The following is a 13,907-nucleotide window of genomic DNA, read 5'->3' as shown; positions in this document are numbered from 1 at the left end:
ACACAATCCCGACAAATCTCCTGTGATTCACTGAAGCCGTCCTGACACAGCAGAAGTTAAACAGGGCATCATGAAAACGCTCTCCCTCTTTCTCCTGCTCACGACGAGCCTCGCGGCCCACGATCTGGCCACCACCGACCGCGAGGTGCTGCGAGCACATATTCTGGAGGAGTGGAGGCGTGAGCTTGTCGAGGTCGCTTCCACTGCATCTACCCTGCAACTCGCTGCCGCAGCCGTGGCGAATGCGGCGAACGCACCGGTCACGGCGAAGGCGTTTTTGCCCTTCACAAGGCTTGATCTGCGGGCGAATGGCGAGTTTCTCTATGTGGGCTCGAATGGGATGCCAGATCATAGCATGATGGTGGGCATCACTGCCTGGCAGCAGCAGGTGCCGCTGCCGCAGAACTACTTTGAGGATAATGCCTGGCGCATCCCGCTGAAGCCGGTGCCCGCCAAGGAGCCCGCGATGATCAAGGGCCGTTTCTTGCGCGGCGCGATCGCGCTGGCGGTAAATGGCATTCCGATTTTCAACCCACAGAACAATCGCGGCGAGATCAGCTATGAGATCGGTGAGTTGGATCAGTGGGGCGGGCATTGCGGTCGCGCAGATGACTATCACTACCACATCACGCCGCTGCATTTGCAGACGCAGGCGGGCAAAGGCATGCCGGTGGCGTATGCGCTGGATGGTTATCCGATCTACGGCCTCACGGAACCCGATGGCTCGCCTGTGGGCAAGCTCGACGACTGCCACGGTCACGAATCGGCCAGCGGCTATCATTATCATGCGTCGAACAAATATCCGTATGTCATTGGCGGCTTCCACGGCGAGGTCGTGGAGGCGGGCGAGCAGGTCGATCCGCAACCGCGCGCTCAAGGCGTGCGCGAGGCGCTCCCGGCTCTGCGTGGTGCTGAGATTACGGCTTTTGAGAGCACCGGGAAGGATAGCTACAAGCTGAGCTACGAGGTGAATGGCGACAAACGCAGCGTCCGTTACGCGATCAAGGCGGATGGCACCTATCCCTTTGAGTTCGACAACGGCAGTGAGGGAAAGACGAAGGAGGTTTTCTCGTCACGAGGTCAAGGTGGTGGTCAAGATCGTCAAGGGGGTGGCCCCGATGGCATGAAAGGCAAAGGAAAGGGCAAGGGAAGAGGCGAAGGTGGTCGGTCTCCGCACCCGCAGGCTGCGGTGCAGGGCATTCTCGATGTGAATGGCGACGGCGTGGTGACCGCACAGGAGTTCGCCGACAACGCGAAGACGAATGCCGCCAAGAGCGGTGCCTCGCTGCCCGAGGCGATGGCGAAAGCGAAGGAGCAGTTTGATGCCTTCGATCACAATCGCGATGGCAAGCTCGACACTCCCGAACTCGATGAGCTCGCCGGTCATTCAACGACAAGCAGCCCTTCGCAACCTCGTAACGATGAGCCGCCCGCCCGCGAAGAGATGAAGCCCGGCGCTGGCGGTCGTCGCGGCGGCAGGCAGGAAGCCTTTGTTGCATTGCCCGATCAACCGCGCAGCAGCGATGGCAAGTTCATGCTCAACAGCCCCGTCGTCCCAGACCTCAAGAATCTGCCCGTGGAGTTCACCGGTGATGGCGATGGCATCAGCCCGCCCTTGGAGTGGTCAGGAGCACCAGCAGCGGCCAAGAGCTATGCCTTGATCATGGATCATGTCGCTCCTGGCGGCGACAAGAAGTGGTATTGGACCGTCTATGACATCCCGGCGAACGTCATGAGCCTGTCGAAGAACTCTCAGTCCGTTGGCAAGATGGGCACCGGCTTTCGTGGTGAAATCGGCTACGAGCCACCGCACTCCAAAGGCCCTGGAGCCAAGACGTATGTGATCACGCTCTATGCTCTTTCGGGTGAGTTAGATGTGCGTGGCACGCCAGGTCGTGAGGAGCTTTTAGCAGCGATGAAGGGCAAAGTGCTCGCGAGTTCATCGCTGCGGGTTGTTTACAACAGTGGGGGAGGGACGGCATCCATCGGATCGGACCGATCCAACCCTGTGGTTTCTCCACCTGCGTCCGGCGGCAGCAAAGGAAAGGGCAGGGGTAAAGGTGGCCCGCCCGGCCTCATCAAGCCCAGCATTGCCGACACGATGAAGCTCAACGTCTATGCCGACAATTGGTTCATGCTCTACGTGAACGATCGCCTCGTCGCCGTGGACAGCATCCAGTTCACGCCGCACAACATCGTCAGCGTCGATTTCCTCCCCGAGTATCCGATGACCATCGCCGTGCTCGCCAAAGACAACGCCGATCCCAAGACCGGCCTGGAATACGGCACGAGCATCGGCGATGGCGGCTTCTGCCTGAAGTTCGCCGACGGCACCGTTACGAATGCCACATGGAAGGCCAAAAACTTCTTCCACGGTCCCGTGAACGGCGACACCGCCAATCCCCAAGTCAAACAAGAGCCTCTCCCCTCGAACTGGTGGAGCGTCGATTTCAACGACAGCTCGTGGAAACAAGCCAAGGAATACACCGTCGAAGAAGTCGATCCCAAGCAGCCCTACTTTGAGAACGATTTTGAAGGCGCGAAGTTCATCTGGAGCGACGACATCGCCCTCGACAACACCGTCATTTTCCGCGCCAAGATCGAGAAACCTGACTGGAAGCAGCGCTGGAACACGAAGCCGGACCTTGATGTGAAAGGAGCGCCACAACAATGAAATCACTCATCCTCATCGCCACGCTTTTTGTTTTCGTTACAAACGTCTTCGCCAAAGTGCCGAACATCCTGTTCATCCTTGCCGATGATCAGGCATGGAGCGGCACCTCGGTACGCATGATGCCGGGCGAGGCCGCCAGCGCGAGCCGCGAGTTCCGCACACCGAATCTCGAAAAGCTCGCCGCGCAGGGCATGGTCTTCTCGCAGGCCTACGCGGCACACTGCAAGTGCGAGTGCTCGCGTGCGGCGATCCAAATGGGCCGTACGACGACCACACTCAACGCAGCGGACAAAAATGCGCGCAACTGGAGCGCGCCGGTCACGGATTCGCTCGTGAACACGCTGAAAAAAGCGGATCGCAGCTACCAGGCGGCGCATTTCGGCAAATGGCAGTGGTTTCACACGCCGGAGTCGATGGGCTACGACGCGAGCGATGGCATCACGATGAACGAAGATGGCGACACGACCGATCCCGAGGATCCGAAGCAGTCCTTTGGCATCACGCGGCGTGCGAAGGCTTTTATGGACGCGCAGGTGAAGAGCGGGCATCCGTTTTATCTGCAACTCAGCTACTACGCCGTGCATCAGACACCACAGGCGCTGGCTTCGACGATCAAGAAGTATGAAGGCATGAATCTCGGCAAAGGCGGGAAGGGAGATCGCGCCGTCATGGCCGCGATGACCGAGGACTTCGACACCTGCGTCGGCGAGGTTTTGAAGAAGCTCGACGAACTCGGCATCGCCGATGAAACGCTCGTCATCTACACCTCCGACAACGGCGGTCGCACAGGGATACTCAACGGCGGCAAAGGCGATCTCGGCGAGGGCGGCATCCGCGAGCCGCTCATCGTGCGCGGCCCTGGCATCAAGGGTGGCACACGCAGCGACACGCCCGTCATCGGCTACGACCTCATGGCCACCGTGCTCGATTTCGTCACGCCTGGCTTCGCATTGCCCCAAGGTGTCGAAGGTGGCAGTTGGAAGCCACTTTTGCTCAGCGGCGGCAAAGCACCGGTGAAGCGGCCCATTGATCGTTTCGTCTGGCATCAAACCGTCGAAGTCGAGCATCCGCAGTCCGCGATCCGCAAGGGCGACTACAAGCTCCTCTACTTCTGGGACACGAAGGAAGGCTTCCTCTTTGATCTCGTGAACGATCTCAGCGAAACGCGTGATTTGGCGAAACAGAAGCGCGAGATCGCCACGCAGCTTCAAAGAGAACTCAAGGCCCACATCCGTGCGGGTCTTGGTGATCAAGCCCATGGCACCCTCGAACGTGGGGAAATGTCACAGGAGCGCGGCAAGGGCAAAGGCAAGGGGCCGACCAAGAAAGGATAGGGAAGACAATCCTGTCCGTGGAGAATTGAATGCCCGGCAAAAACGGCTGCTGGCAGCGCGTTGGTTTGGCTCTTGATGTACAGCCTATCACCCGCCCATCGACACTTTCTCCACAGCATCACAGTCGTGATGCTTTATGCGTGCGTGGGCGGGGTTTGTGCTGGCGACATGACGCCGGACCAGCGGGCCTTCTTTGAAAGCAAAATTCGCCCGGTGTTGGTGAAGAGCTGCTACGAATGCCACGCACAGGGTGCGAAGAAGATTGGAGGGAAGCTTTTGCTCGACGCGCCGTCGGAGATGATCGTTGGAGGAGAGTCGGGGCCATCATTGATTCCAGGCAAACCGGATGAAAGCCTCATCATTCAGGCGGTTCGCTACGACGGTCTCGAAATGCCGCCGAAGAAGAGGCTGCCGGAGCAGGTGGTGAATGATTTCATCACCTGGGTCAAAATGGGCGCGCCTGATCCGCGTGTGGATGCGCCCAAATCAGCCAAGAAGACTCTGACAACGGACAAAGCGGCGTTGTGGTCGTATCAGCCCGTCACCCATCCGAAGCCGCCCATGGTGAAGGCCAAAGACTGGGCGCGTGACGCCATCGATAGCTTCGTGCTCGCCAAAATCGAAGTGAAAGGCCTCTCGCCAACGAAGGATGCCACCCCGGAGATGCTCATTCGACGCGTCTATTTCGATCTCATCGGCCTGCCGCCATCTGCCGGGGAGGTTTTGTCATTTGTCAGCCGCCATTTGTCTTTCCAGCAAGTCGTGGATGAGCTGCTGGAGTCGCCGCACTTCGGCGAACGCTGGGGCCGCCACTGGCTGGATGTGGCGCGCTACGCGGAGTCGAATGGCAACGATGGCCTGAGCCGCAATCCCAGCTTCCCGCATGCATGGCGGTACCGTGACTATGTCATCCGTGCGTTCAACGAAGACATGCCTTATGATCGCTTCATCACGGAGCAGATCGCGGGTGATTTGCTGTCGGCGGATTCGGAGGCGCAGCGGGACCGGCAGCTCATCGCGACCGGATTCCTCGCCATTGGCGCGAAGCCGGCAAAAGCGATGAATGACAATTTTGAGATGGATGTCGTTGCGGATCAGATCGGCGTCATCGGACACGGCATCATGGGCTTGAGTGTCGGCTGCGCGCGCTGCCATGATCACAAGACAGATCCGATCCCGACGCGCGACTACTACGCGCTCGCGGGCATCTTCAAGAGCACGGAGACGCTTTGGGGTGCTGCGGCTCATCAGGGACTCACAGCGCCGCAGACGCCACTGCATGAACTCAAGACCGCCGAGAAGGTGACTGTGCGGCCGGAGGCGGAGGCCATCATCTCCAAGCACGAACCGCGTCGGCCGCCTGCGAAGCCCGCTTTCAAATACGCCGCCGATGCGCCGCTCGCCATGGGCGTGCGCGAGGCCAAGACAGCGGTCGATTGCAAACTAAACATCGACGGCGAGGCCAAGAAACTCGGCGCAGCGGTCCCGCGCGGCTTCCTGACCGCGTGCGGTGCCATGGACCCCTCGATCCAACTTGATCCCAAGCAGAGCGGACGGCTTCAGCTCGCACAGTGGCTCACGAGCAGGCAACACCCGCAGACCGCACGCGTGATGGTGAACCGCGTGTGGCAGCATCTCTTTGGCGAAGGCCTCGTGCGCACGCCGGCTGACTTCGGCATCACAGGCGAGAGCCCCACGCACCCCGAGTTGCTCGATCATCTCGCCACGCGCTTCATGAGTGAAGGCTGGTCCATCAAACGCCTCATCCGCAGCATTGTCCTCAGCCACACTTACCAGCTCAGCAGCCAATGCGATGACAAACTGCGTGAAGCCGACTCTGACAACCTCCTCCTCGCTCGCCATAACCGCCGTCGCCTCGACGCCGAGGCCGTACGCGATGCCATGCTTGCTGCCACTGGCGATCTGAATCCGCAGCCCGGCCATGGCTCGCTCATCCAGCATCAAAACGTGCTGATCAATGAATTGCCGCCGCTGCATCAGCCCAGCACGCACCGCAGTGTTTACCTGCTCATGCTGCGCAACTCCATGCCGCCTGAGTTGACGCCTTTCAATCTCCCCGACGCCGTCACCGTTACCGGAAATCGTGACTCCAGCACCCTCGCCACGCAATCGCTCTATCTGCTGAACAACGCCTTCCTCGTCGAGCAGTCTAAGCGTTTCGCCAAGCGCCTGATGAAAGCTTCCTCTGACTCGATGACTCGCATCCAAACGGCCTATAGTCATGCTTTTGCTCGCAAGCCGACCGGCAGCGAAATCCAACGGGCTCATAATTTCATCTGCGAAGCTGAATTGATGCTCGCTTCTACCGAGAACGACGAGAACGGGCGCCTTGCGAGCTCCTGGGCTGCGTTTTGCCAGGCGCTGCTCGCGAGCAACGAGCTGCGATATGTGGACTGATTCTGCCGTATGAATGCGCCGATGAACCATCTCTCCAGACGCCAGATGTTGTCCACCGCTTCGTGCGGGTTCGGCTATTTGGCGATGTCGGGCATCGCGAGTGCAGCAGGCGCGGATCTGACTGTGCGCCCGCCACGTCTTCGTGCAAAGGTACAGCGCGTGATCTTCCTGAACATGGCGGGCGGCCCGGCGCAAATGGACACCTTTGATTACAAGCCACAGATCGGGAAGAAACCGCACGCGGGCTCCATCGCGGACTTTAAACGGCGTGGCGAGAGCGGGCTGTGGGTGAGTGAACTGCTGCCAAACATTGCGCGGCATGCCGACAAGCTCTGCGTGCTGAATGCCATGACGGCGGACACGAGCATCCACGCGCAGTCGATGCTGCAACTGCACACGGGCGACCGCCTGCGGCCCTGCCCGAGCATGGGTTCCTGGGTGGCGTATGGTCTGGGCACGGAGAACATGAACCTGCCCGGTTTCATCAGCTTCAACACCGCGAAGCCCGCTGAATACTCGGCTGCGCAACTGCCCTCCGTGTTTGGTGGCACGCCCATCGGTGTGAATGGCGAGGACATGTCGAAAGCGATGATCAGCAACATCCAGGGTGATCATCTGCCGCTGAATGTGAAGCGCCGGCAGCTTGATCTCATCCAGGCGATGAATCGCGATCATCTCAGCCTGCGAGCGGACGATGCGCAGCTCGAAGGCGTCATTCAGACGATGGAACTCGGCTTCCGCATGCAGGCGGCGGCCCCTGGGCTTCTCGACATCTCCACGGAATCAAAGGCCACTCTGGATCGTTATCGTGTTGGCAAGAACTACGCGGCTGGAACCTGCAAGGGCAGCGACTTTGGCCGCCAGTGCCTGCTGGCGCGTCGATTTTGCGAAGCGGGGGTGCGTTTCATCGAGATCACGCATGGCAGTTGGGACCAGCACACGGATCATCGGCGTGATCTGACGGCAAACTGCGCCACCACGGATGCTCCCATCGCTGCGTTGCTCGATGATCTCGACGAACGCGGGTTGTTAGAGGACACGCTGGTTGTCTGGGGCGGCGAGTTTGGTCGTCCGGGTCTCACGCCGGGGCAGGACAAGGACCAAACCGGGCACCAACATCGCGCGTTCACCTTCTGGATGGCCGGCGGCGGCGTGAAAGCCGGGCATGTGCATGGCAGCACGGATGAAACGGGCTCCACCCCTGTCGAGGGCAAGGTTCATTTCCGCGACTTGCACGCCACGATCCTGCATCTGCTCGGCCTCGATCACGGAAATCTCGCAGTCGTCAGTGGCGGCCGCCGCATCCGACTCACCGGCCTGCAAGGCGGCAGCGTGGTGAAGGAAATCCTGGTTTGAGGTGTGCGAAATCGCCTCGTATTCGCGGCGAATATAGGCCTGTGGCACAGCGTTTGTTCCAAATGGATCGTTCTCTGCTTATACTCATCGCCACGAGCCTTCTCGCCGCCGCTCCTTTGCAGGCTGCGGGTGACAAGCCGGGGCCTGCGGCCTACGTCACGATCGAAACGCGCGACATGACCATCGAGTTCGCCGGGGATCGTGCGTGGACGATCAGTCGCATCCTGCATAAGGGCGCTGTGATCACCGGCCGCACGGGCTTTTACGGCACGGTCTTTTCACCCGTGGGCGGCAAATGGATCGGCACCGGGCACAACGAAGGTGGCATCGAGAAAGTGGAGAGAGCGGTGCTGACCGTGGATGGCAAACCATGCGAACTGAAGGACAAGGCGGTCTATCGAGGCCATCACGCAGAGCTGCGCAAGCAGTCCATGATGGGGGCGCTCCGGCTGGAGGCGGTTTACGCCGTCATGGATGATCGTGTGATCGAGCAGCATCGCTACGAGGCCACCGAGGAGGTGAAGATCGGTGTGCTCTACGGTTTCATGCATCCTTTTCTGCCTTCAACGACTGAGTGGATGGCCGAGGAAGCAGATGGAACGGCAGTGGAAGGTGTCTTCGACAGCCAGGGCGGTCATCGCCTGCGCGAGGATGTGAAATGGACCGCTATTCATGATCCGAAATCCCAACGTGCGACGCTCGTCTGGTATCCGAAGCCGCTCGTGGGGCAGGGGATGAAGACTTTCTACTGGGACAAGACCGTCTATCACAAGCTCTACAATCACATCTACTCCAACGCGACGATTGCCACCGGGACGAAGTTCGAGGCCGAGGTCGTCTTGCGCTGCGTGGAAACCGACACGGCAACGTGGAAGGAAAAGACGCGTACGCTCGCGAAGGAGATGAACGCGGCTGCGAAGTAGCGTTTCATTTTCACTCCATTACTTTCAATCATCCATGAGATTCACCCGCTCCACTATCGCCGCGCTGACATCGCTTTTGTTTGCCACCAGCCTGTCCGCACAATCTCCCGGCACGACAGTCGAGTATCAAATCGAGCCGGGCATCCACTACCTGTCCGACGAAGTCACCTCAGCCTCCGAATATGCCAGGGAGAAGTGCCGTCTCGATCTCTACCATCCCGTCGGTGTGAAGGGTTTTCCCACGGTGGTCTATTATCATGGCGGTGGACTCACCGGAGGCAGCCGCTCCATTCCGACTGAGTTGAAAAATCGAGGCTGGGCCGTGATCGGTGTGAGTTACCGCCTGAGTCCGGTCGTGAAACATCCGGTTTACGTCGAAGATGCAGCGGCGGCGCTGGCGTGGACGTTCAAGAACATCGAGACGTATGGCGGCGACCCCGCAAAGATCTTCGTCACCGGCATCTCGGCGGGCGGTTATCTCACCGCCATGGTTGGTTTGGACAAAAGCTACCTCGCCAAGCACGACATCGACGCCAATCGGATCGCCGCGCTGATCCCGGTGACCGGCCAGATGATCACCCATCAAACCGTGCGCAAGGAGCAGGGTATCGAACCCAGCAAGTTCCGCCCGACCATCGACCAGTTCGCGCCGCTCTACCACGTTCGCAAAGATGCGCCGCCCACGCTTTGCATCACCGGCGGCTGGGGCGTGGACATGCTCATGCGCGCGGAGGAGAATCTTTATTTTGTTTCCATGATGAAGCTTGTCGGCCACAAGGACATCCGGCATATCGTCATCGAGGGTGCCGACCACGGCCGCTGCGGCAAGGAATGCTGGCCGCATGTGACGAAGTTCATCGAGCAGACGCTGGCTGGCATGAGGCACCCTTGAACTGCGGATTCTCATCTGCTTATGAACCATCTTTCTGTTTTCATCCTGTCCTGCTTTGCATTGGGTTCCTTGGTCGCTGAGGAACCACTGCGCGCCACGGCCTGTGAGGGAACCTACCCGCGCCACCTTCAAGGCATCTGCACCAACGGACGCGATGCCATCTACTGGTGCTGGACGGGTGCGCTGGTGAAAACCGACACCGAGGGCCGCATCCTCAAGCAAGTGCCGGTGGCGAATCATCACGGCGATCTGTGTTATCACGCGGGTCACGTCTATGTCGCCACGAACCTCGGGAAATTCAACCGGCCCGCCGGAGAGGCCGATTCGTGGGTCTATGTCTATGATGGCGACACGCTCGCCGAGATCACGCGACACGCGGTGCCCGAACTGGTACATGGCGCGGGCGGCATGGCCTATCACGATGGCAAATTCATCATCGTCGGCGGCCTGCCGCCCGGCGTGAACGAAAACTACCTCTATGAATACGATGAGGCATTCAAGTTCCGCGCCCGTCACGTGCTGGCGAGCGGTTACACGCTCATGGGCATCCAGACGGTGACGTTTGCCGACGGCGCGTGGTGGTTCGGCTGCTACGGCAAACCAACGATCCTGCTGCGTTCGGACATGCAGTATCGGACGACTGGCAAATGGGAGTTCAATGCCTCTGTTGGGATCGTTCCGCTCGACGGACGGCGCTTTCTCGTCGGGCAAAACACCGTCGTGAAAGGCAAGGGCAATCAAGGTCGCGTCGTGATCGCCCGCTCGGATGAAAAGGCCGGACTCGTGATCGAAAAACCATGATGCGCCACCTTTGTCTTATCCTTGTCTTTGTTAGCCTCGTTTCACGCGCCGAAGTCGTGCGCGTTGAGATCGCCGGGCGCTCATCGTTTGCGGATGGTAAAAGCTTCGGCCTCGCTGGAGCCTACGAGCGCATCAAGGGGCGCATGTTCATCGAGACTGATCCGGCGAACAAAGCCAACATCCGCATCAGTGACTTGAAGCGGGCACCACGCAATGCTCGCGGCAAGGTCGAGAGCTGGACGGACTTCTTTTTGCTGAAGCCGGTCGATGCGAAGAAGGGCAACGGACAACTGCTCTACGATGTGAATAATCGCGGCAACATGCTGGCGCTGTGGACCTTCAACGATGGCGAGCGCACGAATGATCCGAGGACGGAGGCGCATGCCGGGCATGGATTCCTCATGAAGCATGGCTTCTCCGTGCTGTGGTGCGGCTGGAATGGCGAGGTGCAGGCGGATGAAACACAGCGCCTGCTCTGCGGGCTGCCCATCGCGACGGAGAACGGCAAGACGATCACCGGACGGGCGCATCTGGAGATCACGAGCACGGAGAAGGTCTTCAGCCGCGCCTTTTCATGGAGCCCGTGGGGCATCGGCGCGGCATTTCCATCGCTGAGCCTCGACAATGCCGACGCCACGCTCACGATGCGACCCCATCGCGGAGCGGAAGGCGTTGAGGTGCCTCGTGGTGAGTGGACGTTTGGGCGTTGGGAGAACGAGACGCTCATCCCCGATGCCAAGCATGTGTATGTGAAGGCTGGTTTGCGTCCTGGCTGGCTCTATGACCTCGTTTACACGGCGAAGGAACCCCGCGTGACCGGATTCGGCCTCACCGCGATGCGAGATTGCGTGGCGTACTTTCGTCACGGTGATGCCAAAATGAATCCGCTCGCGGGTGCGATTGAAAAAGCCAGCGTGTTCGGCATCTCGCAGTCGGGGCGTGTGATTCACCATTTCCTCTTTGAAGGCCTGAACAGCGATGAGCAGGGTCGCATCGTTTTCGACGGCGCTTTGATCCACGTCGCGGGTTCGGGTAAAGGCATGTTCAATCATCGCTTCCGCATGAGCACGGAGTATGGCACGCAGCACGAGGGCCATCTTTCGGGCAGCGAGTTCTTCCCGCTCGCGCCGTTGCCGCAAACCGATCCCGTCACGGGTGAATCAGACGACTCGCTCGCCCGTTCGCGGAAATCCGGCCACACGCCGCGCATTCTCTTCACGCAAACCTCCACCGAATACTGGAGCCGAGCCGCCTCGCTGCTGCACACCGACGTGGAGGGCAAAGCGGACCTCACGCTGCCCGACGACGTGCGCGTGTATCTCGTGGCCGGTGCACAGCACCTCGGCAAGAGCGACGGCACGCCCGGCATCTGCCAGCAGCCGCGCAACACGCTCGATGATCGTGGTCCCGTGCTGCGTGCGATGCTCCTCAATCTCTCGGATTGGGTGCAAAACGGCAAAGCACCACCGCCGAGCCGTCATCCGCGTCTCGCCGATCAAAGCCTCGTGAGCTTCGACACCTGGAAGACGCAGTTTCCAAAGATGCCTGGCCACAACATGCCCACACATGCCTATCAGCCGCCGAGGCTCGATTTCGGCTCGCGCTTCCACAGCGAAGGCATCGCCGACATCATCCCGCCGAAGGTCGGTAAACCATTTCAGACACTCCTGCCCGCCGTGAATGCCGATGGGAATGAAACCTGCGGCATCGTGCTTCCCGAGGTCGCCGCGCCGCTCGGCACCTACACCGGCTGGAACCTCCGCTCGCCTCAAGTCGGTGCCGAAACGATGCTATCGCCGCTCGACGGCATGTTTGTGCCGTTCGCCAAAACCAAAGCCGAACGCGAAAAGACCGGTGATCCGCGTTTGTCGCTCGAAGAACGCTATCCGACTCGTGCGGACTATCTGTCGCGCCTCACTGAAGCGGCGAAGAAGCTCCAGGCGGAGGGTTTTCTGCTTGAGGAGGATGTCACGAGGGTCATCGAGGGTGCGTCAGCAAAGTAACGAACTTGCTCCGCAAGTTGAGTTTTGGATTTTTCCGCATATCAAAGTGGCGTTTGAAAAATCAAATATTAAGACACGATCTGCTTCACCACACTCCCGTAAAGGTCGGTCAGCCGCATGTTTCGGCCGCCGAAGCGGTAGGTGAGCTTTTCGTGGTCGAAGCCGAGGAGGTGCAGCACCGTGGCGTGCCAGTCGTGGATGTGGACTTTGCCGGTGATGGCTTCGTAGCCGTGCTCGTCGGTTTCTCCGTGTGAGAAGCCACCTTTGACGCCGCCGCCGGCCATCCAGAGGGTGTAGCCCTTGTGGTTGTGGTCGCGGCCATTGGCATCGGGTGAATACGAAGTGCGGCCGAACTCGCCGCCCCAGATGACGAGCGTGTCTTTGAGCAGATCACGCTGTTTGAGATCGGCCAGCAGGCCCGCGATGGGTTTGTCCGTCTGGGCGCAGTTTTGGCCGAGCGCCGTCTGGATGTTGGCGTGCTGGTCCCACGAGCCATGGCCGAGTTCGATGAAACGCACGCCCGCTTCGACGAATCGCCGTGCGAGCAGGCACTGGCGGCCAAATCCATCCGTTGGGTCCTCATTGATGCCGTAGAGTGCGAGTGTCTGCGGAGACTCCTTGCTGAGGTCCATCACGCCTGGCACGGCATCCTGCATGCGAAAGGCGAGTTCATGGCTTTCGATAGCTCCTTCGATGAGCGGCGCGTGCGTGTCGTGCGCGAGCTTTTCGCGGTTCAGGGCATTGATGAAGTCAATCTGGCGACGCTGCTGCGCGTCGGTGAGGTGTTCATTGCGGAGGTGGGCAAGGCCGTCGTTGTTCACCTCGCCACGGCGTTTGATGTCGATCATGCGATTGCGCTGGCTGCTGTCGCTGATTTGAAACTTCGTGCCCTGATAGGCGGCGGGCAAAAAGGCGCTGCCGTAGTTTTGCGAGCCGCCATTCGCGCTCGGCGGATTGATGGTGATGTAGCCCGGCAGGTTTTGATTCTCCGAGCCGAGGCCGTAGAGAGTCCAGGCACCGAGGGATGGCCGCACAAACTGCGACACGCCCGTGTGCATCTGCACAAAGGCCTGGGCGTGGCTGGGCTGGTCGCAGGTCATGCCGCGCAGCAGGCAGAGGTCGTCAGCGTGCTGCGCTACATTTGGAAACGCCTCGGAAATCCACAGCCCGCTCTGTCCGCGCTGCTTGAACTCCCAAAGTGAAGGCATGAGCTGCGATCCGGCTTGGCGTGAAGGTTTGCCGGCATCGGCGATGAGGCGCGGTTTGTAGTCAAAGGTGTCGAGATGCGACGGCCCGCCTCTCATGCAGAGAAAAATGACCCGCTTGGCCTTGGGGGCGAAATGCGGCTGCTTGCTGGCGAGGGGCGATGTGGCCGCCGCAGCGAGGCTTTGGAAGGCGAGATAGCCAAAACCCGCCGATAGCGAGCGCAGCGCATCCCGGCGAGTGACGGCAGCGGAGCGATTGAGACAAAATGAGTTGGGTTTCATGAGATGAAGAGTGCTGAAA

General features: G+C 60.0%; 9 protein-coding genes and 1 pseudogene. 9 read left to right on the top strand and 1 reads right to left on the bottom strand.

Annotation, left to right across the window (positions count from 1 at the left end; all coding sequences use genetic code 11):
• Positions 1-70: 70 nt before the first annotated feature.
• From U1A53_RS17230 to U1A53_RS17195, 9 genes and pseudogenes are all read left to right on the top strand, one after another.
• Positions 71-1,948: pseudogene (locus U1A53_RS17230) on the top strand (YHYH protein); the annotation flags it as partial.
• A 36-nt stretch (positions 1,949-1,984) separates the two neighbouring features.
• On the top strand, positions 1,985-2,674 hold the full coding sequence (locus tag U1A53_RS27105) for a hypothetical protein (RefSeq protein WP_345786496.1): 690 nt from the start codon (positions 1,985-1,987) through the stop codon (positions 2,672-2,674).
• Entirely contained in the window at positions 2,671-4,008 is a 1,338-nt protein-coding gene (locus tag U1A53_RS17225; RefSeq protein WP_322282860.1) for a sulfatase-like hydrolase/transferase, read from the top strand. The genes U1A53_RS27105 and U1A53_RS17225 overlap by 4 nt, the downstream gene beginning before the upstream one ends.
• Positions 4,009-4,176: 168 nt before the next feature.
• Positions 4,177-6,426 (top strand): PSD1 and planctomycete cytochrome C domain-containing protein, encoded by a 2,250-nt coding sequence (locus tag U1A53_RS17220; RefSeq protein WP_322282858.1) that lies wholly within the window; start codon positions 4,177-4,179, stop codon positions 6,424-6,426.
• 21 nt (positions 6,427-6,447) lie between these two features.
• Positions 6,448-7,782, top strand: a complete 1,335-nt coding sequence (locus U1A53_RS17215) for a DUF1501 domain-containing protein (protein ID WP_322282856.1) — start codon at positions 6,448-6,450, stop codon at positions 7,780-7,782.
• A 62-nt stretch (positions 7,783-7,844) separates the two neighbouring features.
• Positions 7,845-8,705 (top strand): hypothetical protein, encoded by an 861-nt coding sequence (locus tag U1A53_RS17210; protein WP_322282854.1) that lies wholly within the window; start codon positions 7,845-7,847, stop codon positions 8,703-8,705.
• A 34-nt stretch (positions 8,706-8,739) separates the two neighbouring features.
• The gene (locus tag U1A53_RS17205) at positions 8,740-9,597 is read left to right on the top strand and encodes an alpha/beta hydrolase (protein WP_322282852.1); all 858 of its coding nucleotides are present in this window, start codon (positions 8,740-8,742) and stop codon (positions 9,595-9,597) included.
• A 21-nt stretch (positions 9,598-9,618) separates the two neighbouring features.
• Positions 9,619-10,398, top strand: a complete 780-nt coding sequence (locus tag U1A53_RS17200; protein ID WP_322282851.1) for a hypothetical protein — start codon at positions 9,619-9,621, stop codon at positions 10,396-10,398.
• Positions 10,395-12,401 carry an alpha/beta hydrolase domain-containing protein gene (locus U1A53_RS17195; protein ID WP_322282849.1) on the top strand — a complete coding sequence of 669 codons (2,007 nt, stop codon included), beginning with the start codon at positions 10,395-10,397 and terminating at the stop codon, positions 12,399-12,401. Before U1A53_RS17200 ends, U1A53_RS17195 begins: the two co-directional genes overlap by 4 nt.
• A 68-nt stretch (positions 12,402-12,469) precedes the next feature.
• On the opposite strand, the gene U1A53_RS17190 is transcribed toward U1A53_RS17195, so the two are convergent.
• Positions 12,470-13,888 (bottom strand): DUF1501 domain-containing protein, encoded by a 1,419-nt coding sequence (locus U1A53_RS17190; RefSeq protein WP_322282846.1) that lies wholly within the window; start codon positions 13,886-13,888, stop codon positions 12,470-12,472.
• Positions 13,889-13,907: the final 19 nt, after the last annotated feature.

It is taken from the genome of Prosthecobacter sp. (genome assembly GCF_034366625.1).
GTDB lineage: Bacteria > Verrucomicrobiota > Verrucomicrobiia > Verrucomicrobiales > Verrucomicrobiaceae > Prosthecobacter.
Note: the sequence above shows the minus strand (reverse complement) of the source record. Positions and strands in the feature narration are given on the sequence as shown.

Excerpts from the sequence above, each read along its gene's own strand:
- U1A53_RS17195 (WP_322282849.1), top strand. The coding sequence starts at position 10,395 with ATGATGCGCCACCTTTGTCTTATCCTTGTCTTTGTTAGCCTCGTTTCA.
- U1A53_RS17210 (WP_322282854.1), top strand. The coding sequence starts at position 7,845 with ATGGATCGTTCTCTGCTTATACTCATCGCCACGAGCCTTCTCGCCGCC.
- U1A53_RS17225 (WP_322282860.1), top strand. The coding sequence starts at position 2,671 with ATGAAATCACTCATCCTCATCGCCACGCTTTTTGTTTTCGTTACAAAC.
- U1A53_RS17205 (WP_322282852.1), top strand. The coding sequence starts at position 8,740 with ATGAGATTCACCCGCTCCACTATCGCCGCGCTGACATCGCTTTTGTTT.
- U1A53_RS17220 (WP_322282858.1), top strand. The coding sequence starts at position 4,177 with ATGACGCCGGACCAGCGGGCCTTCTTTGAAAGCAAAATTCGCCCGGTG.
- U1A53_RS17200 (WP_322282851.1), top strand. The coding sequence starts at position 9,619 with ATGAACCATCTTTCTGTTTTCATCCTGTCCTGCTTTGCATTGGGTTCC.
- U1A53_RS17190 (WP_322282846.1), bottom strand. The coding sequence starts at position 13,888 with ATGAAACCCAACTCATTTTGTCTCAATCGCTCCGCTGCCGTCACTCGC.
- U1A53_RS17215 (WP_322282856.1), top strand. The coding sequence starts at position 6,448 with ATGAACCATCTCTCCAGACGCCAGATGTTGTCCACCGCTTCGTGCGGG.